Here is a 24,412-nt window from a genome sequence, read left to right as displayed (position 1 = left end):
TCGTACTACTTTTTATCAGTGTTGCTGTTGCTAATTTTAACCGGTGCTTTATCGGTTAGAAATCCTGCACCATCGACCACAATCGTGTCATTTATATTAATACCTGATCGTAATTCCACTAGGCCATTTTGACGCTCACCTGTAGTGACAATCGCTTGATAAGCAGTATTGTTGCGAACTATGTACACTACTTCACCCGCAGGACGAAGTACAACGCTCTGCTCGGGCACCATTTTAGCTTCGGCGCGTTCACCCAAGATCACCTTACCCGTAACGCTGGCACCTGGTTGCCAGCCTGGTGCATCTGCAATATCGGCAATCACATCTACCGAGCGACTACCTTCAACTATCATGGGTTTTAATTCATGGATGACGGCCTCTACAGTTTTGTCGCTAATCGGCGAGCTAAGGCGTACTTTTAAGCCTGCTTTGAGTTGTGCGCCAATATGTTCTGGGAAAGGCAAATGCGCGCGTAAATTTTGAGTTGATACAATCAGTACAATCGGGTCGCCAACGCGTAAATATTCGCCGTCATCAACTAACTTTTTTTCAATATTGCCGCTGACAGGGGAATAGATTTTGGTTTTACTGCTGCCATGGTCAATACTGCTGATGCGTGCTTTGGCACCTGCAAGCTGTTCTTTTAATACGTTTTCTTGCGCAATGTCATTATCGACGGCGTTTTGAGAGATGAATTTTTTACTTACCAGTGCTTGATTGCGTATAACGGTTTTGGCTTGATTAGCAAGTTGCGCCTCAATGCGAGCAACTTCCGCCTGTGCTTCATTCCGCTGCAAACCAAAATCCGCCGCATCCAAGGTGGCGATTAATTGCCCTTGTCTTACTGTCTGGCCAGTATTTACGTGAATTTTTATCACGCGTGCAGCTACTTCGGCTGATATTGTTGGATTGGTTAAACCTTCAAGTGAGCCAACAGCTTCTTCGGTAATCTCTATGGCCTGGTTTTTCACCTGCGTAACAGTAACGAGTGTCGGTTTTGGGCCATTTTTGTCAGCTTTTGATTTTTCTTTCGTAGTATCCTTAGTGCCACATGCGATTAATAGGGTTGAAAGTAGAGCAATGAATGCAAGTTTAAGGAGTTTTCTCATGTTTGTATTTTTATTTAATTTTTAATTAACCGCAAATTTTTATCTTAGCTCAAAAAGAGCAAGGCCTCACGACCAAAGGTTTAATGGTTTATTTTATCGAGTCGCGCCCAATCAAAATAAGGGCCTGGGTCAGTTTTTCTGCCTGGCGCAATATCTGAATGTCCTACTATAGCTTGTATTTCATAGGCTTTGGAGAGTGCAGCAATTAAATTTTCAAGTGTTTGATATTGCGCATTCTCAAATATTTCAAAGTCAGAGCCTTCCAGCTCAATTCCGACCGAGAAATCGTTACAACGTTCCCGCCCTTGCCAATTAGAAATGCCAGCATGCCATGCGCGATTTAAACTAGAAACAAATTGAATGAGTCTACCATCGCGTCGAATAAGAAAGTGCGAGGATACTTTACGCGTATGAATCCCAGCGTAGTAGGGATGTTCATCAGGATTCAATTGATTGGTAAATAGCTCAATAATGCCATTGCCGCCATATTGGTTGGGTGGCAAGCTGATGTTGTGGATGACAATCAGGCTAATCTCATTTTCAGAGCGAGAATCAAAATTTGGCGATGGGATATAAACCCCTTGGCTAGCAAACCCTGCATCCGAAATAGTGATTTGCTTGGTGGCTTTAGAGTGCTTGTTTGATACGATTTTAGTAAACTCCTGTAAAATGCGTGTTTTATGTATTCAGCTAGGGGCAACGCATGGTTTTTGCAACATTGTTTTTAATGCTTATTGTAATTCTAATTGCAGCCGAGGTGTTTACCAATGCGTTGGAACATTTAGGCGAAAAATTAGGTATTTCTGAAGGCGTTACAGGATCGCTTTTTGCCGCCGTTGGTACGGCATTGCCTGAAACCATGGTGCCCTTGCTGGCGTTGCTTGCTGGTACGCAGAATGTAGCGACCAATGAAGAAATTGGCGTAGGCTCAATATTGGGTGCACCGTTGATGCTCGCAACGTTATCAATTTCATTAATGGCGATATCGGTTTGGAAGCGACGAGGTAGCCATGGTCACTTACGCCCAGAACGCACGGGTTTAATCCGCGACCTTAATTTCTTTATTATCGCTTTTAGTTTTGCGGCCATTGCCATGTTCGTGCCGCACACGCTCACTGTAGTGCGATACGGCATTGGCGCTAGCATGGTGATGATTTATTTTGTTTATGTGATGATGACGCTTAACGCATCAAAAGCGCTGGTGGCCGATGGGCATGCCACAGAAGCTGGTGGCGACATGTTTTTATGCAAACTGGGCTTGCCTAACAATATGATTGTGATTGTGATTCAGTTGATATTGGGTGTGGCTTTATTGATAGCCGGCGCGAAAGGCTTTATACATGGTGTAGAAGAAGCCGCGCAAATTATCGGCATCTCTGCCTTGTTATTGTCTTTATTGATTATCCCTATCGCAACCGAATTGCCTGAAAAAGTGAATAGCATTTTATGGATACGCAAAGGCAAAGATACGCTTGCCTTTGGTAACATTACCGGCGCAATGGTATTTCAGGGCACCTTGTTGCCAGCAATCGGCATTATGCTCACCCCTTGGGAGCCGCGTAAAGAAGTGTTGCTAGGTATTGTAATGACCTTGCTTGCTTCAATTTGGCTTCGTTATCTGGTGGCAAAAGGTGGCATAAAGGTCTGGCACTTGTTTGTAAATGGTGCGATGTACATTAGCTATTTAACCTTAGTTCTTGCCTAAAATCTATTATCGCCACACGCCTATCTTAGTAAATTCACCGCAAGCAAAAAACTGATAAGTTGATGATCTTGAATCCATATAGAAAGCTTACGTACGTCCTTTTTGTAGCGTTGGCAATTTTTATTCTGCTCACTTTTAAGCAGTATGGCATAAGTAATGATGAGGAAGTGCAGCACCTCTATGGCCAGCTGTTGCTGAAGTTTTATCAATCAGGCTTTACTGATTTATCAGCATTTACTTATAAGAATCTTTACCTTTATGGTGGATTATTCGACCTAGTGGCCGCCACTTTGGAGAAAATTCTGCCACTTTGGGTGTGGGATATTCGCCATTTGCTATCTGCAATTTTTGGGTTTGCTGGGATAGTTGCAGTTTATAAATGTACACGGGAACTTGCAGACGAGCGGGCTGCCTTCTTGGCAGTGTTGTTACTAAGCATCACAGGCGCGTGGACAGGTGCGATGTTCACTCATACTAAAGACGTGTCGTTTGGCGCATGTATGATGTGGGCGCTTTATTACACCTTACTTATTTCTAAACATCTGCCGCGCATTCCTTTGCTATTGTCGCTTAAGTTGGGTGTGGCCGTTGGTCTTGCTTTGGGTTTGAGAATTGGTGGGGCGTTTGCTGTTATTTATTTGCTGTTATTAGTGTTGATTGCCGGTTTGTTACGTACCAATAAGTTGCAAGAAAAACTCAGTTTTTACTGGCAGAGTGTGTTGGGCTTACTGCCTGCGGGAGTGGTGGCATTTATCCTGATGGCGCTTTGCTGGCCTTGGGCAGTCATGGGTTTAGACCATATTCTGATTGCCGCAAAATCATTTTCACATTTTACCTTTGATATGGAAACTATATTAAATGGTCGATACCTCAAAATTGGAGATGTGCCGAATACTTATTTGATGCAGTATTTAGGCGTGCGCTTACCCGAAGTATTTTTATTGGGTCTATTCAGCGTAACGGCTATCTTTTTATTCAAAATAAAGCGTATCGATTTTAGCAAGCAACTGCCACAACTCACTGTTGCAATTGCACTTTTAACGCCACTATTGTTTGTGCTTTTCGATCGCCCAGCGCTTTACAATGGCGTAAGGCATTTCACGTTTATTCTACCTGTGCTGGCTATCGTTGCAGGGATTGGCTTGTCGCAAGTTTTTCAGCTTTTGGCAAGTTATAAAAAGCTACGTTTGGGTTTTACTGCATTCTGCCTGCTATTCATTTCAACTACGGCTTATACGCTTTATTCGTTGCATCCTTATGAATACATTTATTACAATCAATTTGCAGGCAATAGTTTTAAAAAAGCCATTCATGATTGGGAAGGCGATTACTGGTCAAGCAGCCTCATAGAGGCAACTACTGCATTGGAAAAGTACATTGATCTTGAACAGCAAAAGACCCCAAACAATCCACATGTATACTCTGTCGCCGTATGTGCCGAGGCGTTCCAAGGTCGCGCCTATTTAGATAAGCGTTTTACTGTTACAGAAGATTGGGTGGTGGCGGATTTTTTTATTTCCAGCACCATTATGCATTGCGATAAAGTGTTGCAGGGAAAAGTCATTGCATCTATAACGCGTTTGGATGCGCCATTAGCTATCGTTAAAGACCGCAGAAACTTGACCGGTGAGGATCGCCGCCCGCATGCGCCACCGCGAGATTAACGTATAGTGACAAGAGGCCAATAGATGACGCAAAACGAGTTACCACCGACCAATATTATTCAGCCACACATCACGGTGATTGTGCCTGCTTTTAATGAACAAGCTACGATTGCAAGTACCGTAAATCATATTGCGGAGCATCTTAGGCAACTAACGACACGCTGGGATATTGTCGTAATCGATGACGGTAGTCGTGATCAAACAGCGCATTTGGTTAGAAATTTGCCGATAAATCTCAACACTACGTTAGTGAGATTTTCGCGTAACTTTGGTAAAGAGTATGCCATTAGTGCTGGCTTGGAGCATGCAGGCGGTGACATCGTAATCTGTATGGATGCTGATGGCCAGCATAGTGCAGAATTGCTGGGGCAGATGTTGCAAAAGTGGCGCGAAGGCTACAATATGGTGTATGCAGTACGCCAAGATCGTGAGTCAGAATCGCATTTTAAACGCTGGGGCTCGCGTGTTTTTTACCGAATGATTAGCTTGGGTGGTCAAATTCATATTCCGCGAGATGCGGGTGATTTTCGCTTGATGGATAGGCAGGTAGTGGATGCCTTACTTTCCTTACCTGAACGCAATCGATTTATGAAGGGGATATACGCCTGGGTAGGTTATAAGTCGGTTGGCATTCCCTATAAACCTTTGCCACGGTCACACGGTGAAAGTACATTTTCTAAATTAAAATTGATTCAATTAGCCTGGACAGGGGTCACGAGTTTCTCAGTCATGCCACTACGGCTGGCCAGTGCCGTTGGTGGATTGCTTGCTTTTTTAGCATTTATTTATGGGCTTTATGTGGTTGTTGACCATTTATTCTTCAATGAATCTGTGCCGGGTTGGCCAACCATTGTGGCAGGCATGATGTTCTTTGCTGGTGTTCAACTTCTTTTTATTGGTATATTGGGCGAGTATTTAGCCCGTATTTACGACGAAGTTAAAGGTCGCCCGCCGTATATCGTTGCAGAAGTTAACAAGCCAGAAGCCAATTCGTAATTGCGTATACGATTCAGTGATTAAAAGTAACGTACCATGAGCAATCTGCATAAACAATCCATTTCATGGTTCGCTATTATTGGCGCGCTAGCGGCAATTGTACATTATATTGTAGCCGTGAGTTTTGAATTTACGGGAGTTTTGCCTCCATCACAGGCTAATATTGTTGGTTTTTTAATGGCTTTTCCAGTCAGTTATTTTGGGCATAGAAAGTTCAGTTTTTCAAAGCAAACTTCCACACACAGCCAAGCTTTTCCACGTTTTTTAACAGTTGCGGTTGCTGGGTTTATTGCAAATCAGTTATTGCTGATAGCGGCATTGACTTATACTTGGCTGCCTTTTTGGCTGGCACTAGGATTGGTGATGGTTATCATCGCCGTTTCCACCTATTTACTGAGTCGTAATTGGGCCTTTAAGCATTCGCCATGAAATTGGAAATGTGATGAAATCGGTAATTATCTGTGCGGATGATTTTGCGCAAAGCTCTGCGATTGATGAGGCGATTATCCAACTAATACAAAAGAACCGATTGACTGCAACGTCTTGCATGGTATTAAGTCCACGCTGGTTTGAGTCGGCGCAAAGGTTAACTGCTGACATAAGACAAAAAGCAGACATTGGCTTGCATTTAGATTTCACCCATTTTGGTGATGCCCACCGCCATACTGCTTTAATTGCCCGTAGCTTATTTAGGAACTTACCTCCAAAAGCGATCAAACACTGCATTGAGGTGCAACTCAATCGTTTTGAAAAGGCGCTTGGCACTGCCCCAGATTATGTGGATGGCCATCAGCATGTGCATCAACTGCCGCAAATACGTGAGGCCTTACTCGACGTTTTAACTACGCGATACAGCCAGCAATTACCGTGGATACGCATTGCGCGTCCTCCAGTCAACGATGGTTTGAAGGCTAAAGTGATTAGTTCGTTAGGCGCATCAGCGCTCGAAAAGGCAGCTAAGCGCATGGACTTTAGATGCAGCGGTGATTTGTTGGGTGTTTATGACTTTTCTGGTACTAGCGTTGACTATAAAAACGCATTGAATTTTTGGCTATCGAATGTCGATAGCACACTAGGCACACCAGTTTTAATGTGTCATCCTGCAACGGCCAAGATGGAGGGGGAGTTGAATGACCCCATTTACTTTGCAAGGCTTATTGAATACTCGGTTCTTGATAGTGATGCAATGGATGGTTTGTTGCAAAAAATTAAACTAAGCCGCAGCCCTCAAGATTGTTAAAGACGACGTTCAACCGCATTTGTTTTCTTGTTCACTAGTTTTTTTGTTTTTTTAGCCATCTTTGCAGGCTTTTCCATCACACAATACTCCGTTCCATAATCACCACCAGAGTCATCGGGTTCATAATAATGGTTGGTATAAGCCCAACGGTTAGGCGATATCTTTTGAATGTCAGCTAAGCCGGTACTGTATTCCGCTGCTACACCATTGGATAAGTTAAATGTCAGCGCAAGTTTATTACCATTGGCAATCGCCTGACCTTGATAAATCCAGGAATTTTCGGTTTCAGTATTGAAATCATATACACCAAAGGCACCTTGGCTACTGAGGCGATTGAGTTTTAATGTTGCCTGTACTTCATAATCGCCGACCTTATTATTGCTCCCCTTGCAGGCGTATACGCCGCTGTAATCATTGCCTTTAAAATTGGATTTTGCATGGGCCAAGCTCATTAAACTTGAATATAGAATGATTAAAAAGAATAAAAACTGTTTTTTCATGCAAATTTCTCAAATATTTTTATAAGTTGTTATTGTAATGCCAGCCGAGCGGTCCATGTAAATTTGCACATATTTTAGCGGTAAAATTTTGTTATGTGAACGTCCTAGATTATCATAGGCGCTACTTAATCTATCTAGCCGTTGCATCAGCTGTTCTTTCAGAAATTTATGACTATTCACAGTGCTAAATCTACTTGGTTTTTTGCTCTATTTAATTTGGCATTGCTAGCACTGTTGAGCGCTTGGTTATGGCAGCAAAATCAAGCCTTAGCCATTATCAAGCCGCAATTACCTAGCGATGGAAAACTTCAGTGCGTTTCTTACTCGCCCTATTATCACCAAGAGCAATCACCGCTTAATTCGAGCACACGTATTAATCCTGCTCAAATTGACCAAGATTTAACAATATTAGCTAAGCAGTTCAATTGTGTTCGCATCTATTCGGTTAGCCAGGGTTTAGATTATGTTCCAGTGGTAGCCGCTAAACTGGGGATGAAAGTATATTTAGGCGCTTGGATTGGCTGGGTGAAAAGTTTGAATGACAGTGAACTCGGACTCGCTATTGCAATTGCGAACAAATATCCTAAAACTATTAAAGCTTTGATTGTCGGAAATGAAGTTCTGCTTCGTGGGGAGCAGACTGAAGCGGCTATGAAAGCCTATTTGGAAAAGACAAAGCTTGCCACGCAGGTACCCGTTACCTATGCCGATGTTTGGGAGTTTTGGCGCAAGCATCCCACGTTGGAAAATTCTGTAGATTTTGTGACGGTGCATATTCTTCCCTACTGGGAAGACAATCCGCAGTCCATAGAAAATGCCTTAGACCATACCAGTAATGTGATGAGCTTAGTCACTGCAAGTTTTAAAAAGCCGATTTTGATTGGCGAAACAGGCTGGCCCTCAGTGGGAAGGCAACGCCAAGAATCTCAGCCTAGCGTTATAAATCAGGCCGTCTATATTCGAGGGTTTTTGCAACTCGCGCATGACAGGAATTGGAGCTACAATCTAATTGAAGCTTTCGATCAGCCATGGAAGCGCGTCTTGGAGGGGACTGTCGGTGGTTATTGGGGGATCTACCAGACCGATTTCTCGCCAAAATTTTCTTTCAATGGGGATATTAAAGCGCGGGCAGATGGATTGCGACCATTTATAGTGGCTAGCATTGGTGCTCTATTGTTTTTAGGGTTAAGTTTTTTTCTTGGAGAGCGCAGGAAAGCAGGGCTGATTGGATTGGCCAGTTTGGGCGCATTATTGGGAATCACTATTTTATTGCAAACCGAATATTTGTTTAGCGCATGCCAAAATAGTCGGGAATGGCTGGCTTTAGGTGGAGTGGCGGCGATTGGTGGAATTGCAGTAATTAGTCTCATCTGGACGGTGAGTAGTACTGGCCTAAACAACACACGACTATTGTTAGCATGTTCAACCCTATTGCTACTAGCGGCAATCACATCAAGCACATTGTTGATTATTGATGGACGCTATCGCGATTTTGCAGTCAGTTTGTATGCACTACCAGCGATACAACTTTCACTCGGGTTATACTTGCTTAAACAACGTATTCGGCCAAAGATAAAAATTTATTATGTACTCCATGCTTTATTAATTGTATCTGCGGTTTATTGCTTGTATTTGGAGCCTAAGAATTTACTCGCAGTCCTTTGGTTAGCAATCAACATCATGCTTGCAACATCTGCTTGGCCTAGGTCATTCAGCGCATCTTTGAATTTCTTTAGGAAATACTAGTTATTTTGATTTCTATACAATTTAAGCGTTTTTTAAATCCAATCCTATTCGCCACCGCGCTTGGTTTAATCCATTTTGGTATTTGGAGTCTTTTTAACCAGGCATTGCCGGTGATGAATGCCCCGACGATTGTTCATGGCTTTGCTTATAGTGGCTTTCAAGAAAATCAGAGTCCGCTAGATAAAGAATATCCTAGCACAGCTGAGTTGGAACTCGATCTCAAGTTACTAAAACCGCTGACAAATCGTATACGTATCTATGGAGCATTGGAAAATAGCGAAGTTACTGCCTTAGCTTCTAATCTCGGGTTTTATGTTACTGCTGGTGCTTGGCTAGGCAGTGATACTAATGCTAACCGACGTGAGGTAGAGGCATTAAAAGCAAAAATTAAAAACTACCCTCGTATCGAACGTGCCATTGTTGGCAATGAAGTCTTGCTGCGAAGTGACTTGAAACCAGAAGCTTTGTTTAGCTATCTGGATGATGTACGAAAAGCCACTAAATTGCCAATTTCTACTGCCGAGCCTTGGCATGTTTGGCTCAAAAATCCGGATCTAGTCAAACATGTGGATTATATCGCGGTGCATTTGTTGCCTTATCACGAAGGTTTGCCAGTTGAAAATGCAGTGGATTATTCACTCAGTCGCTATAAAGAACTGATGGAAGCGTTTCCACGAAAAAAAATTGTTATCACTGAAATTGGTTGGCCTAGCCATGGGCCTACTATTGGCGCGGCTATTGCTTCAGATGTGAACCAAGCGCGCTTTGTTCGAGAGTTTTTAGCAAAGACCGCCTATAAAAACTATGACTATTATTTGATGGAAGCGTTTGATCAGCCTTGGAAACAAAAGCTAGAAGGCTGGGCAGGGGCTTATTGGGGCATGTTTTCGGCAGACCGTCATGAAAAATATTCTTTGCAGGGCGCTGTGCCAAAAGATAGCCGCTGGGAAGAAAAAGCCTTATGGGCTACTTTGTTAGCATTCTTGCCTATTTTATTTATCGGTTATCGTTTTAGACGCTGGGGTCTGGGTGGTAGATTATCCATGGCAATTTTATTACAAGCCTGCGTCACTACTTTGGTCGTGGCTTGGAACTTGCCTGGCGATTACTACTACACATTGCGTGATTTTATCGTTTTAATCGGCCTGATTATCGGTATGGGGCTTACTTCTGCCGTGTTGATGATTTATGGCGTTGAATTTAGTGAGGTGATGTTTAAAGGTGGCTGGAATCGGGCTTACAAGCGTGCAAAACCTTTACCCACGGATAAAGAACTGTATGTTTCGATTCACCTGGCTTGTTATAACGAACCGCCTGAAATGGTGATTGCGACCATTGAAAGTTTGCATAAGCTTGATTACACCCATTTTGAAGTGATCGTGGTGGATAACAACACCAAAGATGAAGCCAAGTGGAAGCCACTCGAAACCTACGTAGCAAACATGCCAGCTAATTTTCATTTTTATCATCTTCCGCAATGGCCTGGCTTTAAGGCCGGCGCTTTGAACTTTGCATTAGATAAGACCAATAAAAAGGCACAAGTGATTGGGGTGGTCGATGCTGATTATGAAGTTACAGCGGACTGGTTATCGAATCTTGTGCCACACTTTTCTGACGCGCAAGTTGCGGTTGTGCAAGCGCCCCAGGCGCATCGCGAATGGGAAAATAACTTTTTTAAACGGATGAGTAATTGGGAGTTCGAAGGATTTTTTCGCATTGGCATGCATCATCGCCATGAGCGCAATGCGCTAATTCAACACGGCACAATGACTTTGGTCCGCCATCAGGCCTTGCTGGATAGCGGTAAATGGTCGGAATGGTGTATTTGTGAAGATACTGAGCTTGGATTGCGCTTGCTGGAAAAAGGCTATGAACTCCGCTATGTGGATGATACTTTTGGACGTGGATTGACGCCCGCAGACTTTAAGGCGCTTAAGTCGCAACGCTTCCGCTGGGCTTTTGGAGCCATGCAGATATTGAAACATCATCTGCCAAAATTGCTGGGTGATTCAACACTTTCTTTTGGCCAGCGCTATCACTTTCTTACCGGCTGGTTTGGTTGGTTGGGCGATGCCTTACAGTTATTTTTTACCATTGGTTCTATTGGCTGGACAATCGCGATGTTGGTCTTTCCAACAGCCTTTAGTTTGCCAGTCTCGATTATGATTGTGCCAATCTTGTGCTTCTTGGGCATAAAGGCCGCCCTCGGTCCGATTCTTTACAGAAAAACCATGAATTGTAGCTGGACTGATATCTTTGGCGCTTCACTTGCCAGTCTCGGGCTTTCTCATGCTATTGCTAAAGGTGTAATAACAGGAATATTCAAGAAAGACGGAGTATTTAAGGTCACGGCTAAGGGCAAAAATAAAATCAATAAACTACAAATTCTAAATCCAATTATTGAAGAACTCACGCTTCTAACGGCTTTGATTTTGTGTGGCTTCCTTATGTTAGCAACGCGTGGTTTAAATAATATAGATGCTCAATTGTGGGTCGCCATGTTGACCTTGCAATGCTTACCTTATGCCAGCGCTGTCACTTGCCAGTTTATTTCGCAACGCCCAAATTAAAAGTAAATCAACATGCTTAGTCGCGCCCAACAACTTCATAATCGCCATCGCCATTTTATTCGCGGTTTAATTCGATTTTTAACCTATTTAAGTGCATTCTTTTTAGCCGCAAGTGCCTATTGGATTGGAGACAATTTCGGTGAGCCTTCGTTAGAGCAGATTTTTTACCATGCTCAATTTGGTTTAGATGGGCTGGTGGATACCGATGCAGCTATCATTAAAAGCTTTTTGGCTTGGTGCATAGCGCTTCCTGTAAGTGCTGCAATGCTATTGGTGTTAGTGGAGTATTCCATCGCACTATTTTTGATTCACGGGTCTGCGCATTGGCTGACCCGACCTGCACGTTCAGCCAATATTCATTTTTTAAAGGTGATTTATTGGTTTATCGGGCATCGGGCGCCGTTATATACCTTGCTTACTGCTGGTCTTTATTTTGGGGTGCAGTTTTCAATTAGCGTGTTTATTCATCACTTGTTTGGAAAAGATTATTTTGCAGAGCATTACCTCGCCCCAGCACAAGTCAAGTTAGTCAAACCAATCAAGCCCAAGAACTTGGTGTTTATCTATGTAGAAAGCCTGGAAGACTCATACAAAGACACCCATCTGTTTGGGAAAAACTTACTTGCTCCGCTAGATCAATTAAAAGGCACCAGTTTTGTCAGTTACAAAACGGCACCTGGAAGTTGGTGGACAATTGCGGGTATTACTGCAACGCAATGTGCGGTACCACTTAAAAGTGTCAGTTTGTATGATGGGAATGATCAAGGTGAAAAAATTAAATCATTTTTACCCAATGCAGTTTGTCTAGGGGATGTTTTACACGACGCAGGCTATTACAGCGTTTATTTAGGCGGGGATGCCTTAGCCTTTGCTGGTAAAGGTATGTTTTTTCGGGATCATCATTACGATGAAGTGCTTGGAAAGGATGAATTAAAAGGCAATCTTAGCGACGCTGATATGAATTTTTGGGGTTTGTACGATGACGATTTATTGTCAATATTCAAAGACAAGTTGGTGGAATTGCATGCGAAACAACAACCCTTTAATCTCACTATTACCACGATTGATACGCATGGCCCAGATGGCCATTTTTCAAATTATTGCAAAGAGAGGGGCATTAAAGATTTTGAAGGCATTGTTGAATGTACGGCCCAACAGGTTGCGGATATAGTGGCGTTCATCACAAAAAATGGTTATCTTAAAGACACTAATATTGTAATTTTAGGCGATCATTTGGCGATGGAAAATCCAGTATCGAATAAATTAGACCAAATTAAAGAACGGCATATCTTCAATCGATTTATTTCAGAAGAGACTATCCATAAAAATCGCGAAGCTATTTTGCCTTTTGATTTATTTCCTACTGTTTTGGATTTTATTGGTTTTAAAGTTGAAGGCGGAAAATTAGGTCTAGGCTATTCCGCCATTGCTAAGAACATAAACCTGCCGCCAGAAACTGAATATGAGGAAATGAACCGAGATTTGCTAAATAAGTCGAATAAATATTTGGATTTGTGGAAGCCTAAAGTGTTGCCTGTATTAGTAGTTGAAAATGCACCAACGCATTAGTTTGAATACATTTAAAAGGTAGATTTAAACTTGATAACCCGGATTTTTCAATCATCCTCAATCTCTAAGTCACTCTCCTTTGCAAGGCCAAGCTTGGCGAGTCGGTAGCGCAGAGTACGGAAACTAACTCCTAGCAGTTTGGCAGCAGCAGTTTTGTTGTTGTTGGTTTTTTCCAGAGCTTTCACAATGGCACGCTTTTCTACGTCTTCTAAGTAATCGGTTAAATTAAGGTCTTGAGTTTGCTCTGAATTAAAACTTGCCTTATTCAATGTTTCTGAAGTCGTTGCGTTATGAAATCGTGACGATTCATTTTCATTTCCTAAATCTTCTATAGTGATGGTTTTACCATCGCTCATGGCTAAAGCTCGCTCTAGCATATTCTCTAATTCACGCACATTGCCAGGAAACTGTAACTTTGAAAGATAGGTCTGTGTGTCAGCTTCAATTTCAGGTAGCGGAATATTTTGGTTGGTACATAGTTTTGCTAGTAGTAAATTTGCTAACAAAGGAATATCGTCTGGTCGATCCCGTAAAGCAGGCATTTTAAGCTGAATGACGTTTAATCTGTAGTATAAATCCTGCCGGAATTGTCCAGCCTCCATCATGTCGTTGAGATTTTTATGAGTCGCACTGATGATGCGTACATCGACCGCTTCCTCGGTTGTGCCGCCCACCATGCGTATTTTTTTCTCTTGAATCGCACGTAGTAATTTTACTTGCATGGCTAACGGTAAATCAGCGACTTCATCCAAAAATAACGTACCGCCATTTGCGGCTTGAAACATACCTTCTTTATCTTGGCTGGCACCGGTGAATGAACCCTTTTTATAGCCAAAAAACTCACTTTCCATCAAATTTTCTGGGATGGCGCCACAGTTAACAGCAATAAAAGCACCTTCGCCACGTGAACTATTGCTGTGGATGAGTTTTGCGGCTAGTTCTTTACCGCTACCAGATTCACCACTGATGTACACTGGAGCTTGGCTCCGAGCAAGCTTGGCAATCATGGACCTTACATGAGCCATGGGTAAAGAATCCCCTACCATTTCTAGTACATTGGGACTTTTAATATTTGATTGTGTGGTCAGTTTGAGTGCAAATTCAATCACTGGCCGCAGTTGCTTCAAAGAGATTGGTTTGCTTAAGTAATCAAATGCTCCCGCTTTGAGTGCGGATACTGCATTTTCTGCACTGGCATGTGCAGTAATGACCGCAACAGGCAGTCCAGGATGAAATTCATTGATGTAGTTAACCAGATCCAAACCAGTTCCGCCTGGCATTTGCATATCAGTCAGACAAAGTGCGTATGCGCGTTGTTTAAGTAATGCTTTTGCCTCGTCGATGTTGCTGGCACTATAGGTGTCAACGTCCATGCGCTCTAGCGTCATGGTCAATAGTTCACGAATGTCAGTTTCATCATCAACAATTAGGCAAGTAGGATTTTGTGTCATAAGTAACATTATGCCTTTTTTAGCTGGACTTTTTAAGGTGAATTATAAATGCGCTGCCCGGACTTAGGGCTTGATACTGTAGTTTTGCACCATTGGCTTCTGCTAATTCGCGTGAAATATAAAGCCCTAAACCGTTGCCAGTCGTTTTTGTGGTGAAAAATGGTTCAAACAGTCTCGCTTGGTCATGCTCAGCAACGCCAGCGCCATCATCTTTAATTATGATATTCAGCCCTGTTTTGCTCAGGTCTTGAACACCAATGGATAAACTGCCGATTTGCTTTTGACTGTGCTCCCAGCCATTTTTACAAAGATTCCATAAAATTTGCGTTAAATGACGCTTATCAAACATAAAGTTTTTATCCTGAAAACTTTGAAGTTGAAAATGGGTACTTGGAATATTTTCAACAGCGCAGAATTGCGAGTGAAAGTTCGTTAAAAAGTCGCTTAACGCTATTTTTTCTGAATAGGTGCGATCACGTCGATTGAGTTCAAGTACATCCTTGATGATTTGGTCGATACGGCTAATGTTGTCTGAAACTATTTGCAGTAGTCGTGAAGTTGAAGCGGTATTTTTTTCATCCTCTTGCAGTAATTGGTTAGCGTGGCTGATTGCACTTAAGGGATTTCGTATTTCATGCGCGATATTGGCGGTAAGTCTGCCAAGTGCCGCTAGTTTAGCTTGCTGTGCCGCTGTTTGAATCTGGCTGAGGTCTTGAATAAAAATAACAGCTCCAGAGCGTCGGTTTGATATTTGAGTATCAATATTCTGGTTGATTGGCATGAATCGGAGCTTTAATTCTCGATTGTTAATCGTGAATGATGCATTGTTGTTTTCGTCTAATTCATCTAACCAATCATTGAACATGACAGCAATTTCGGGCGCATAATGCTTTAACGTAAAGTCCGCCACATTGCCTATTGGCAGAGATAATAATGTTGTAGCCTGTATGTTGCTATGCCGAATGTTAAAGTGTTCGTCTACTACAATTACGCCATCCTGCATTTCCTGCGCAATGAGCGCATTTACCTGTGATAAGTTTTCAATGTCAATGCCGCGTGCAGAAGCCAAAGCTTCACTATGTTGCATGCGTTTTGCCAGTGTAAAAGCTAGCCAAGCGGTGGCAAAACAACTCAAGCTCAGTATTGCAGGCTGGGTAAAGCTGGTGGCTGATATGTCATCCAATAGCATGCGATAACTTTGTTCTAGCAATAAGCCTATGCTGGCGACTGCGGCATAAAATAAAGCTAGGCGGCCATTACTTGCTAGGCTGGCAATCACGATGATGATGATTAATAATATGCCTAATCCACTGGTGATGCCCCCAGCAACGAACATGAATAAAATGATGAAAACAATGTCAGCAGTAATCTGAAAAGGCAGTGATAGTTTATATACATCAGATTTAAGTGGGCTGATTAATAAGATGAAAATACTAAAGATAAAATAAGCAACCGATAGCTTAAAGGTGAGTAGCGAGTGCTCGCTTTGCCATAAAGATTCCTTACCTAAATACAGGTAAGAGATAATGAAAACCAAGCTTAAGACAAAGCGAAAAACATTCAGGATATTGACTGCGTGGTTTTGTAGTGGAACGTCTAGCGTGTTGGCGCGGGGAAGCCTAGCTTCAAGTTGGCTGTTGTTCGAATGGTTAGTTAGCAGCGGCATTTATTTAGGAATGTGCAATTTACTGCAATAAAAGTCACCATTGACTAGATAAGCCTCAGATCTGGGTAGGTGCACATCACAAGCCGCACACTTGACCATGGTTTCAATTTTCTTTTCACTGGCGGGCGCGCCCTTTTTAACATTCAAATCATCCTGCTTTTTAGTAAGCATGCCGCGCTTAAAAGCGGCAATAAGCAAGTAGATGATGATGCCTAGAAAAATCAGTCGCCACATAGAAGTAATAATGCCTATTAATTAATTGCTATGATTGTAACCAATGCGGGCGCTAGTTCAAAATGTAAACCTGATATACTTTCTGAAATTATTGAGTTGGCAATTTATAATAAAGTGAATGTAAACCAAATTACTACGAAGTGTAATGGCAACTACTAAAGAACTTTCTGATTTTCTTGAGGACGTGGAGCGTCGTGCTTTTAAGCAGACAGCTTATGCCGTGCGTGACGACCATGCGGCACTGGATATTGTGCAAGATGCGATGATGAAACTCGCAGAAAAATACGGAGACAAGCCTGCAGAAGAGTTGCCGATGCTTTTTCAGCGAATTTTGCAAAATACTATGCGCGATTTCTGGCGCAGACAAAAAGTACGTAATTTATGGACTACCTTGCTATCTTCATTCGGTAGTAATGATGAGGGTGAAGACCGTGACCCATTAGAGACGATTGATGTTGAGGATGATAGTGACGAACCATCGGCTCAACTTGAACGTAGCCAAACAATAAAACTGATAGAATCTGCACTAGAAAAGCTACCCACACGTCAACGAGAAGCCTTTGTGTTGCGTTATTGGGAGGAGATGGATGTGGCAGAAACTGCTGAAATAATGGGTTGCTCGGATGGTAGCGTGAAAACGCACTGCTCGCGAGCGGTTCATGCGTTGGCGGCAGAACTGAAAAAACAAGGTTTAGAGAAACTGGGTCTACCAGGCCTGACGTTAAATAATCAAAGCTCAAAAGGCTAAGAGGTGAATGATGAGTACACAACAAGAAGACGCTAAAATTATGCACATGGAAAAAGTTAAGACTGAAAATAGTAAGCCAGATGCTAGCTTGAGCGCGGATGAGCAGCTTGCGCATACTGTTGCTGGTTTATTAAATGATAATGCGCAGCATCTTAATGCTCAGACATTGCAGCGCTTGTCTTATGCACGTGGTTTGGCTGTGAATCAATTAGCGACTAGTCAGGGTTTTAGTCAGAATGGCAATGTGTTGCAATGGTTAGGCAATGGCTTTGGTGATTATTTTGAACATCATCGGCTGATGTTTACAGCGATTATTGTAGGTGCAATGTTGTTGACTTTCTTTGTAGCACAAAAATTTAATGCAGATAATAATTTAAATAATAGTGACGCATTTTTGTTGGCATCCGAGTTGCCACCAGAAGCATTTGCAGACAAGGGGTTTGATACATGGTTAGTTTCCAAGCGCGATTAAAACGCGCTGTTCTATTTTTAAAAGTTTTTATCGTAGGTGTATTCACATTTAGCCACATTGCATTTGCAGGTGATTCAGATGTGGCTTGGGCACAACTAAATAATGAGCAACGACAAATATTAAATCCTTTGGCTTCAGAGTGGGACACGTTACGTCCTTGGCAGCGCGAAAAAATGCTGGATATTGCCCGAGATTATCCAAAAATGAACGCTAAAAAGCAGGAGTTAGTGCAAAAGCGACTGACTAACTGGAGCCGTATGACACCTTACGAGCGTGAGAATGCTAGAAAAAACCATCAGCAATTTCAATCTTTACCAGCAGAGAAAAAAAATGAATTGCGTCAAAAATGGTTGGAGTATCAAAAATTACCAGAATCTGAGCGTGCAAGATTACGTGCAGATTCACCCGAAACCTATAAGGATGCGGACTTAAATTAAACTGGCAACAATGCAAAATAAGCAGGTTAGTCAGCAACAAGCCCCAAGTTTTTTCAAGCTTGGGGCTTGTCTTATTTATGAGGCGCTTGTTGTGATTGCCATACTCATGGTCAGCACGTTCATATTTATGATGTTGCTGGGGGATGCAGGCCAAGGGTGGAAGCGTTATTTATTACAGTTATGGTTGCTTATTTCAGCTGGACTGTATTTTGTCTGGTCTTGGCATAAAAGTGGTCACACGCTAGCAATGCAAACTTGGCAGCTACAATTACTCAATCAAAACAATCAGCTATTATCAGTACCAGTCGCTATAGCAAGATACCTCTTGGCATGCTTAGGGCTGCTGACGTTAGGGTTCGGTTTCTTATGGGTATTTTTGGATCATGACAGATTATTTTTGCACGACAGGTTGTTGGGCAGCAAGCTTATCTACGTTCCACGAAATAAAGCATTGTAAGCCCGGCAATCAAAAATAGGATGGTCGGCATGATGGCGCTAAATAGAGGTGACCAGTCGTTCAATAATCCCAGATGGGCAAAGACTCGGTTCAGAATTTGGTACAGGACGCCGAGCATGATGCCAATAAAAATCTTGGCACTAGCACCAGAAGCACGTTGCTGTATAAAGCCAAAAGGCAGCGCTAAAATCACCATGACCATGCAGGCGAGTGGATATATCAACTTAGCCCACAACGCTACCTCATAGCGTGTAGTTTTTTGTTTGTTTATATTTAAGTGTGTGATGTAAGAATATAAGTTCCAAGCGGCCATTTTCTCTGGAGCAACTAATAAAACATTCAGCAACTCGGGACGAAGCAATGAATACCATTTTGCTTCTGCTAATTCATTGATTTTTATAGACTCTGCGTTAAATTCTGTCTCAGTGACGCTTTTAAGCTTCCAGAAATCGCTCTCAAATTGCCCACCTTTGGCTTTGCGTACTTTCGTGAGCTTGGAGTTTTTGTCAAACTCGTAAATATTGATGTTGAGTAAGGTCGCGTCAGGCAAGACTTCTTCGACATTGATAAAGTTATTACCGTCTTTTACCCATAAGCCAGATCTGAATTCTTGCGCGACGACAGAATCAGTTGCCTTAATGCGCATACGCTGTGCCATTTTTTCGCTGTAGGGGGTGACGAGTTCACCTACCAGAAAAGTTAGCAAGGTGAAAACTAGGCCAATTTTTAACAATAAGGCCGCTATGTTTAATATTGATAGACCACAGACTCTTAACACCACAAGCTCAGAATGGCGCGCAAACTGGCTTAAGCTATACATACAGCCCACAAGCACAGCTACAGGCATTACGTCATAGATATGGCCGGGGGAACTTAGTAGAACGAATAATAATATTTTGCCAAGCCCATAATTACCTTGACCTAATGCTTCCAGTTCTTGGATTAAATCGAAGAATGAGAACATGGCAATGAGTGCCAACATGACCATCAGCACGTTGCTAGTCACTTCTTTGAGTAAATATTTATGAATGATATTCATGAGATTTATCGCGCACTAACGGAGATTAGGCTTAATTTCCGTCCTAGACCAAGGCAATGAAACGCTGGGGAATATCGGTAATTGGTGCGTGCGTCGGTAAAACATGTAAAAAGCCAGCGCAGCAAAAAGTAGATGGACTGGCCATAAGCCTATAATTCCACTTATCTTACCCTGAGCGACCCATGCTTGAATGATGTTGAGTAGATTGTTGTAAATAATGTAGATGATAATGGCTAAAGCAAAATTGGCCGATCGCCCAGCTCGAGGGTCTAGTGCACTTAGTGGAATGGCTAGCAGGGCGAGAATTAAAGCGGAAACTGGTACCGCTAGGCGCCATTGTAATTCTGCGATGTAGACGCTGTTCTGGTTGCGAATAAGTTCTTGACTGGAAATAGACTCTGTTGAAGGAGCAGAACGTTTTGCTTCACCTGCCTCAACTCGTATTGCATATTTTTCAAACTCAGTAGTAGAAAATTCCGCGCCTTCTTTATTGCCTTGGTAACGTCTGCCATTTTGCATGAGTAAGAAATTATCTCCATTTTTCTCAACGAAACGTCTACCTTGTGCTGCAACGATAATGCCTAATTTTTGATGCTGAATTGACTGCACAAAAATGTTTTTAACGATGTTGCCTAATTCATCAAAACTTTCCACAAAAAAAACGCGGTCCGCATGAGCAGATTCTTTAAATACACCAGGCGTAATGGCGGCTAAGTCATCGCGGCTTTCAAGCTGTACCCGAAAGTCATCAATTTTATTGTTCGCCCAAGGGGTGACAAATAAGCTCAAAAAGCTGATGATTAAGACAACCGGTATTGTGAAAACGAGTATCGGCCGAATCCAGTGACTAATGCTAAGACCTGAACTAAACCAAATGATCATTTCAGAGTCTCGATACCAGCGAGATAAGGTTAACAATACTGCCAAAAACAAGCTTAGCGACAATAACATGGGTAAAAAACGGATCATATTAAAACCCAGCATTGTGGTTATTGCATCATTTGGCAAAATACCTTTTGCGGCAAGGCGAATTAAGTATCCAGCACGTTGTGCAACGACGATGCCCAGCAGGATAAGAAATGCACCTGAAGCCGTAGAGATGAGTTCTTGTAAGAGTGAACGCCTAAAAAGCATTTGATTTATGAGTAAGTATTTATTTACAACTATGAATTACGTGTAAAACACGCGATAATTTAACTTAATAATAGAAAAAGGACGTAACACCATGGAATTTAGCATAAAAAACGATAATCCGGAAAAACTGCATAGCGACTGCGTGATTATAGGCGTTTATGAATCACAAAAGTTGTCTAATGCTGCGCAATCTTTAGATAAGGCGTCCGATGGGTATCTGACAAGCATACTAAAACGTGGTGATTTGGAAGGTAAGGCTGATACAACGCTTTTGCTGCATAGCTTACCAGGCGTTGCGAGCCATCGTGTGTTATTGGTGGGTTTGGGCAAAGAGTCTGAATTTTCTGAAAAGCAATTTAGCAAGGCGGTACGTTCCTCAGTTAAGGCGTTGTCAAATAGTGGTGCAACAAAAGCGGTTAGCTTTTTAGCGGAACTCCCAGTTAAGCAATTGAGCGTTAGAAGAAGAGTTGCGCTAATCGCTGAGACTGTATTGGATGCTACTTATCGGTTTGATGCGATCAAAAAGAAAAAAGAAGAATCAAAAAAGGGTATTACAAATTTAGCAATTAACGTAACCTTGGCCAGTGAAGTAAAAGACGCTAAAGCGGGTTTGGCGGATGGTTTGGCTTTGGCTTCAGGAGTAAGTCTTGCTAAGGATTTAGGTAACTTACCACCCAATGTATGCACGCCAACTTATTTGGCCGAGCAGGCATTGGCTTTGGCTAAAAAGCATGATCTCAAAGTAAAGGTGCTCGAGCGAGATGAACTTAAAAAGCTAGGCATGGGCTCATTTTTAGGCGTATCACAAGGCAGTGAAGAGCCCCCTAAATTCATTATTTTGCAGCATTTGAAAGGTAAAAAAGAGCAAAAGCCGGTGGTATTAGTCGGCAAAGGCATTACTTTCGACACGGGTGGCATATCATTGAAACCAGGTGCTGAGATGGATGAGATGAAATACGATATGTGTGGTGCAGCAAGCGTATTAGGCACTTTTAAGACCATAGCCGAATTGGATTTAGCGTTGAATGTGATAGGCATTATCCCAACCTGTGAAAATATGCCAGATGGCCGTGCAACAAGGCCAGGTGACGTGTTAACCAGTATGTCGGGTTTGACAATAGAAGTGTTGAACACTGATGCTGAAGGCCGTTTGATTCTATGTGATGCGCTGACCTATGCAGAGCGTTTTGAGCCAAGTGCAGTGGTCGATATTGCCACGCTTACAGGCGCATGCGTCATTGCTTTGGGTCATTATGCAACAGGCCTTTTTAGTAATAATGATGATCTGGCCAAAGAGCTGTTGCAAGCGGGTGAGTCTGCGTTAGACCGTGCATGGCATATGCCTTTATGGGATGAATACCAGCCTTTGCTAGATAGTAATTTTGCCGATATCGCCAATATTGGCGGACGGGCAGCGGGTAGTATTACCGCCGCATGTTTCCTATCGCGCTTCACTAAAAAATACGATTGGGCGCATCTGGATATCGCTGGTACTGCGTGGAAATCAGGCAAAGAAAAAGGTGGTACAGGCCGCCCCGTGCCTTTGTTAACAGAGTTTTTGGTGAATCGTGCCAACAATGCAAATAAATAAACGCATACTATGACGCGCGTTGAATTCTATTTTAATGTTTCAAGTAAGTTAGAAAAAATCGCCGAGCTTAGTGAAAAGGCGTTAGCAAAAGGTCGTCAGCTCACAATTTTTTCACTGGATACGAAGGTGAATTCTGATCTGCAAGCGCGGTTTTGGCAGCATTCTTCAACTAGTTTTTTGCCAAGTAATCTAGCGGATGAAGCGCACGCTAAATTCGCTCCGATTATTCTTGATCGACAAGGTGAAAACTTATTGCAGGATGATATTTTAATTAATCTGCAAACAGAACCGCCGTTATTTTTTGGCCGATTTCGCTATTTGGTAGAGTTAGTCGGCCATGATGAAGCAGATAAAACTGCGGCCAGAACTCGATTTCGGTTCTACAAAGACCGTGGCTATGAAGTGAAATCAACTGATGACGCTGTTTAGTCTAGTCTTATGCTGATTCAAGAGTATTTAATCTAATTTCAAATAGGCTCAAACTTATGCAAGAAGAAGATATTCCCCTGCTAACAGAAGTGCACGTCAAATCTGCACAACCTATTCGATCAATAAATATCACCGCTGATTTGATTGCAGAGATTGCTGCACAAATCAAACCGCAATTAATGCTGCAGATAGAAGAGGAAGTTGAAGCTTCTGTTACGCAAAAATTAAGAAAAAAAATGCATGATTATTTGGTGAGTGAAGCCACTGCGATAGAGAAATCGAGCCAAGCGTTTCTGACCGAAGCACTCAAACAGCAACATGCATTGCAATCCGAGCAATTAGATGAGAAGGCAAGTGCAATTCAGGAAATCACCTCGGCAATTCTAAAGCAACATATTAATGATGAGTTAAATGCTACACAGCAGGTTAGTCACGCTACTTTGATGGAGTCAATTCATTCAACCATTTTGCAGGCACAGCACACTTCAGTTGAGCAAATTAAAGAATCCTTGGCACAAGAAGTAAGCCAAGTTGTGGCAGAGGCACAACGCACGATTGCGGAGAATGGTGCCGCATTGGTCGATAGAACCCGTGCAGATTTTGCCACTGAAATCCCTAAAATGATGCACGTCAGCGCAGACCTCATTAAAGCAGATTTGACGAACACCTTAAACCAAATGCAGGCTCATGGTATAGAGGAAGTGCAAGCCAAACTTTCACAGGCATTGCCAGAGATCGAGCAGGCGCTCATTAAGCAATTTGAAGTACACTTAGCCCAGTTAGAAAGCAAAGCGCTAGAAAGCGCAACACAAGTGCTACAAGCGAGTACGCGAGTAATTAAATCTGACTTGGAAAATGAATTGAATCAATTGCAAGAGCGCGGTATCGCCGAAGCGCAGATTAAGCTTACACAGGCTTTACCGTTTATGGAGCAGTCTTTGACCAATCAAGTTCGTACTACTTTGGATAGCTTGGAAGCGGCAACGATTGAGAAGGCTACACAAGTGGCGACAAATATTAAGGCCGGGCTAGATGCTAGTTTATTGCAAATGCAGGCGCAAGGAATTGCCGAAGTGCAGTCTAAGCTTATTAATGCACTGCCAATGTTGCAGGAGTCGATGACGGAACAGTTGCAGGCGACTTTATCTGGGCTGGAAAATAAAACCGTTGAAAACGCTACTCATACCCTGCTTGAGAAGATTACAAGATTGCATGAGGAAATATTAAGCGATCATCAAGATAACTTAGCACGTGAGCTCACCAAGGTGTATCAAGGCTTGACTGAGCAGTCGCAGGCAGAGCTCACCATTTATTTAGACGCCTTGCAATTAAAATCTAAGCAGCAATTGGATCAGGAAATTGGCGCTGCATTCCCTGCGATGTATCAAGGCCTGTCCGCAGAGTTAAACTCCACACTACTGCAAGAGATAACGGTAATAGCAGAGGAAAGCAAAAATACGTTTAAGCAAAAACTTGCTGCTGAGCTGCCTGAGGTAGAGCAGGCGCTAACGGATAAGGTCAATGCGATATTAAATGTTGAAATACCTCGAATCGAACAGCAACTGAGTACTAATATCAAAGAGGAAATTGAAAAACTACTTGACTCAGTCCGTTTAATTTTTACTAAGTCTTCCTAACAGCAATTTGTAAATTCA

The 24,412-nt window shown here is 42.5% G+C and carries 23 protein-coding genes; 15 read left to right on the top strand and 8 right to left on the bottom strand.

Annotated elements, in window-relative coordinates; genetic code table 11:
- Nucleotides 1-5: 5 nt before the first annotated feature.
- Together HOO90_RS09000 and ampD are read right to left on the bottom strand one after the other, a co-directional pair.
- Nucleotides 6-1,109 (bottom strand): efflux RND transporter periplasmic adaptor subunit, encoded by a 1,104-nt coding sequence (locus HOO90_RS09000; protein WP_292842236.1) that lies wholly within the window; start codon nt 1,107-1,109, stop codon nt 6-8.
- An 80-nt stretch (nt 1,110-1,189) separates the two neighbouring features.
- Nucleotides 1,190-1,723, bottom strand: coding sequence for a 1,6-anhydro-N-acetylmuramyl-L-alanine amidase AmpD (ampD, locus tag HOO90_RS08995; RefSeq protein ID WP_292842312.1), 534 nt, complete (start codon nt 1,721-1,723; stop codon nt 1,190-1,192).
- Between the two features lie 89 nt (nt 1,724-1,812).
- Here ampD and HOO90_RS08990 point away from each other — a divergent pair, with 89 nt between their 5' ends.
- From HOO90_RS08990 to HOO90_RS08970, 5 genes are all read left to right on the top strand, one after another.
- Nucleotides 1,813-2,814 carry a sodium:calcium antiporter gene (locus HOO90_RS08990; protein ID WP_292842234.1) on the top strand — a complete coding sequence of 334 codons (1,002 nt, stop codon included), beginning with the start codon at nt 1,813-1,815 and terminating at the stop codon, nt 2,812-2,814.
- Nucleotides 2,815-2,924: 110 nt separating this feature from the next.
- Nucleotides 2,925-4,478: a glycosyltransferase family 39 protein gene (locus tag HOO90_RS08985; protein ID WP_292842232.1), complete on the top strand. Its 1,554-nt coding sequence runs from the start codon at nt 2,925-2,927 to the stop codon at nt 4,476-4,478.
- 24 nt (nt 4,479-4,502) lie between these two features.
- Nucleotides 4,503-5,474, top strand: coding sequence for a glycosyltransferase family 2 protein (locus HOO90_RS08980; RefSeq protein ID WP_292842231.1), 972 nt, complete (start codon nt 4,503-4,505; stop codon nt 5,472-5,474).
- Between the two features lie 36 nt (nt 5,475-5,510).
- The gene (locus HOO90_RS08975) at nt 5,511-5,903 is read left to right on the top strand and encodes a GtrA family protein (RefSeq protein ID WP_292842229.1); all 393 of its coding nucleotides are present in this window, start codon (nt 5,511-5,513) and stop codon (nt 5,901-5,903) included.
- A gap of 13 nt (nt 5,904-5,916) precedes the next feature.
- Complete coding sequence (locus tag HOO90_RS08970) at nt 5,917-6,714, top strand: ChbG/HpnK family deacetylase (RefSeq protein WP_292842227.1); 798 nt, start codon at nt 5,917-5,919, stop codon at nt 6,712-6,714.
- Here the strand turns inward: HOO90_RS08970 and HOO90_RS08965 are convergent.
- Nucleotides 6,711-7,214, bottom strand: coding sequence for a hypothetical protein (locus tag HOO90_RS08965; protein WP_292842225.1), 504 nt, complete (start codon nt 7,212-7,214; stop codon nt 6,711-6,713). The genes HOO90_RS08970 and HOO90_RS08965 overlap by 4 nt on opposite strands.
- A gap of 168 nt (nt 7,215-7,382) precedes the next feature.
- On the opposite strand from HOO90_RS08965, the gene HOO90_RS08960 reads away from it, so the two are divergent.
- The 3 genes from HOO90_RS08960 to HOO90_RS08950 are packed head-to-tail and all read left to right on the top strand — an operon-like array spanning nt 7,383 to nt 13,099.
- The gene (locus HOO90_RS08960) at nt 7,383-8,960 is read left to right on the top strand and encodes a beta (1-6) glucan synthase (RefSeq protein ID WP_292842223.1); all 1,578 of its coding nucleotides are present in this window, start codon (nt 7,383-7,385) and stop codon (nt 8,958-8,960) included.
- Between the two features lie 8 nt (nt 8,961-8,968).
- Entirely contained in the window at nt 8,969-11,530 is a 2,562-nt protein-coding gene (locus HOO90_RS08955) for a glycosyltransferase (protein ID WP_292842310.1), read from the top strand.
- Between the two features lie 12 nt (nt 11,531-11,542).
- Entirely contained in the window at nt 11,543-13,099 is a 1,557-nt protein-coding gene (locus tag HOO90_RS08950; protein ID WP_292842221.1) for a sulfatase-like hydrolase/transferase, read from the top strand.
- 47 nt (nt 13,100-13,146) lie between these two features.
- On the opposite strand, the gene HOO90_RS08945 is transcribed toward HOO90_RS08950, so the two are convergent.
- From HOO90_RS08945 to HOO90_RS08935, 3 genes are read right to left on the bottom strand one after another with little or no spacing between them, the layout of a single operon-like run.
- Nucleotides 13,147-14,550 carry a sigma-54 dependent transcriptional regulator gene (locus HOO90_RS08945; RefSeq protein WP_292842219.1) on the bottom strand — a complete coding sequence of 468 codons (1,404 nt, stop codon included), beginning with the start codon at nt 14,548-14,550 and terminating at the stop codon, nt 13,147-13,149.
- A gap of 19 nt (nt 14,551-14,569) precedes the next feature.
- A complete protein-coding gene (locus tag HOO90_RS08940; protein WP_292842217.1) occupies nt 14,570-16,216 on the bottom strand; it encodes a HAMP domain-containing sensor histidine kinase in 1,647 nt (548 codons plus the stop codon).
- Nucleotides 16,217-16,450, bottom strand: coding sequence for a PP0621 family protein (locus HOO90_RS08935; RefSeq protein WP_292842215.1), 234 nt, complete (start codon nt 16,448-16,450; stop codon nt 16,217-16,219).
- A gap of 145 nt (nt 16,451-16,595) precedes the next feature.
- Here HOO90_RS08935 and HOO90_RS08930 point away from each other — a divergent pair, with 145 nt between their 5' ends.
- From HOO90_RS08930 to HOO90_RS08915, 4 genes are read left to right on the top strand one after another with little or no spacing between them, the layout of a single operon-like run.
- Nucleotides 16,596-17,198, top strand: coding sequence for an RNA polymerase sigma factor (locus HOO90_RS08930; RefSeq protein ID WP_292842213.1), 603 nt, complete (start codon nt 16,596-16,598; stop codon nt 17,196-17,198).
- Between the two features lie 10 nt (nt 17,199-17,208).
- Complete coding sequence (locus tag HOO90_RS08925; RefSeq protein ID WP_292842211.1) at nt 17,209-17,670, top strand: DUF3619 family protein; 462 nt, start codon at nt 17,209-17,211, stop codon at nt 17,668-17,670.
- Nucleotides 17,646-18,107 (top strand): DUF3106 domain-containing protein, encoded by a 462-nt coding sequence (locus HOO90_RS08920; protein WP_292842209.1) that lies wholly within the window; start codon nt 17,646-17,648, stop codon nt 18,105-18,107. The genes HOO90_RS08925 and HOO90_RS08920 overlap by 25 nt, the downstream gene beginning before the upstream one ends.
- Nucleotides 18,108-18,117: 10 nt before the next feature.
- Complete coding sequence (locus tag HOO90_RS08915; protein WP_292842207.1) at nt 18,118-18,564, top strand: RDD family protein; 447 nt, start codon at nt 18,118-18,120, stop codon at nt 18,562-18,564.
- Here the strand turns inward: HOO90_RS08915 and lptG are convergent.
- Nucleotides 18,533-19,603 carry an LPS export ABC transporter permease LptG gene (lptG, locus tag HOO90_RS08910; protein ID WP_292842205.1) on the bottom strand — a complete coding sequence of 357 codons (1,071 nt, stop codon included), beginning with the start codon at nt 19,601-19,603 and terminating at the stop codon, nt 18,533-18,535. The genes HOO90_RS08915 and lptG overlap by 32 nt on opposite strands.
- A 15-nt stretch (nt 19,604-19,618) precedes the next feature.
- Entirely contained in the window at nt 19,619-20,737 is a 1,119-nt protein-coding gene (lptF, locus tag HOO90_RS08905) for an LPS export ABC transporter permease LptF (RefSeq protein ID WP_292842203.1), read from the bottom strand.
- 91 nt (nt 20,738-20,828) lie between these two features.
- Between lptF and HOO90_RS08900 the strand changes: the two genes are divergently transcribed.
- The 3 genes from HOO90_RS08900 to HOO90_RS08890 are packed head-to-tail and all read left to right on the top strand — an operon-like array spanning nt 20,829 to nt 24,394.
- Nucleotides 20,829-22,328 carry a leucyl aminopeptidase gene (locus tag HOO90_RS08900; RefSeq protein ID WP_292842201.1) on the top strand — a complete coding sequence of 500 codons (1,500 nt, stop codon included), beginning with the start codon at nt 20,829-20,831 and terminating at the stop codon, nt 22,326-22,328.
- A gap of 9 nt (nt 22,329-22,337) precedes the next feature.
- Entirely contained in the window at nt 22,338-22,757 is a 420-nt protein-coding gene (locus HOO90_RS08895) for a DNA polymerase III subunit chi (protein ID WP_292842199.1), read from the top strand.
- 56 nt (nt 22,758-22,813) lie between these two features.
- Nucleotides 22,814-24,394, top strand: a complete 1,581-nt coding sequence (locus tag HOO90_RS08890; protein ID WP_292842197.1) for a hypothetical protein — start codon at nt 22,814-22,816, stop codon at nt 24,392-24,394.
- Nucleotides 24,395-24,412 lie beyond the last annotated feature (18 nt).

The organism is Methylotenera sp. (assembly GCF_013141425.1).
Classification (GTDB): domain Bacteria; phylum Pseudomonadota; class Gammaproteobacteria; order Burkholderiales; family Methylophilaceae; genus Methylotenera.
Note: the sequence above shows the minus strand (reverse complement) of the source record. Positions and strands in the feature narration are given on the sequence as shown.

Coding starts and splice junctions, on each gene's coding strand:
- HOO90_RS08930 (WP_292842213.1), top strand. CDS start 16,596: ATGGCAACTACTAAAGAACTTTCTGATTTTCTTGAGGACGTGGAGCGT.
- HOO90_RS08935 (WP_292842215.1), bottom strand. CDS start 16,450: ATGTGGCGACTGATTTTTCTAGGCATCATCATCTACTTGCTTATTGCC.
- HOO90_RS08940 (WP_292842217.1), bottom strand. CDS start 16,216: ATGCCGCTGCTAACTAACCATTCGAACAACAGCCAACTTGAAGCTAGG.
- HOO90_RS08925 (WP_292842211.1), top strand. CDS start 17,209: ATGAGTACACAACAAGAAGACGCTAAAATTATGCACATGGAAAAAGTT.
- HOO90_RS08970 (WP_292842227.1), top strand. CDS start 5,917: ATGAAATCGGTAATTATCTGTGCGGATGATTTTGCGCAAAGCTCTGCG.
- HOO90_RS08920 (WP_292842209.1), top strand. CDS start 17,646: ATGGTTAGTTTCCAAGCGCGATTAAAACGCGCTGTTCTATTTTTAAAA.
- HOO90_RS08890 (WP_292842197.1), top strand. CDS start 22,814: ATGCAAGAAGAAGATATTCCCCTGCTAACAGAAGTGCACGTCAAATCT.
- HOO90_RS08915 (WP_292842207.1), top strand. CDS start 18,118: ATGCAAAATAAGCAGGTTAGTCAGCAACAAGCCCCAAGTTTTTTCAAG.
- lptF (WP_292842203.1), bottom strand. CDS start 20,737: ATGCTTTTTAGGCGTTCACTCTTACAAGAACTCATCTCTACGGCTTCA.
- HOO90_RS09000 (WP_292842236.1), bottom strand. CDS start 1,109: ATGAGAAAACTCCTTAAACTTGCATTCATTGCTCTACTTTCAACCCTA.
- HOO90_RS08980 (WP_292842231.1), top strand. CDS start 4,503: ATGACGCAAAACGAGTTACCACCGACCAATATTATTCAGCCACACATC.
- HOO90_RS08960 (WP_292842223.1), top strand. CDS start 7,383: ATGACTATTCACAGTGCTAAATCTACTTGGTTTTTTGCTCTATTTAAT.
- HOO90_RS08900 (WP_292842201.1), top strand. CDS start 20,829: ATGGAATTTAGCATAAAAAACGATAATCCGGAAAAACTGCATAGCGAC.
- HOO90_RS08965 (WP_292842225.1), bottom strand. CDS start 7,214: ATGAAAAAACAGTTTTTATTCTTTTTAATCATTCTATATTCAAGTTTA.
- HOO90_RS08975 (WP_292842229.1), top strand. CDS start 5,511: ATGAGCAATCTGCATAAACAATCCATTTCATGGTTCGCTATTATTGGC.
- HOO90_RS08895 (WP_292842199.1), top strand. CDS start 22,338: ATGACGCGCGTTGAATTCTATTTTAATGTTTCAAGTAAGTTAGAAAAA.
- HOO90_RS08990 (WP_292842234.1), top strand. CDS start 1,813: ATGGTTTTTGCAACATTGTTTTTAATGCTTATTGTAATTCTAATTGCA.
- HOO90_RS08945 (WP_292842219.1), bottom strand. CDS start 14,550: ATGACACAAAATCCTACTTGCCTAATTGTTGATGATGAAACTGACATT.
- lptG (WP_292842205.1), bottom strand. CDS start 19,603: ATGAATATCATTCATAAATATTTACTCAAAGAAGTGACTAGCAACGTG.
- HOO90_RS08950 (WP_292842221.1), top strand. CDS start 11,543: ATGCTTAGTCGCGCCCAACAACTTCATAATCGCCATCGCCATTTTATT.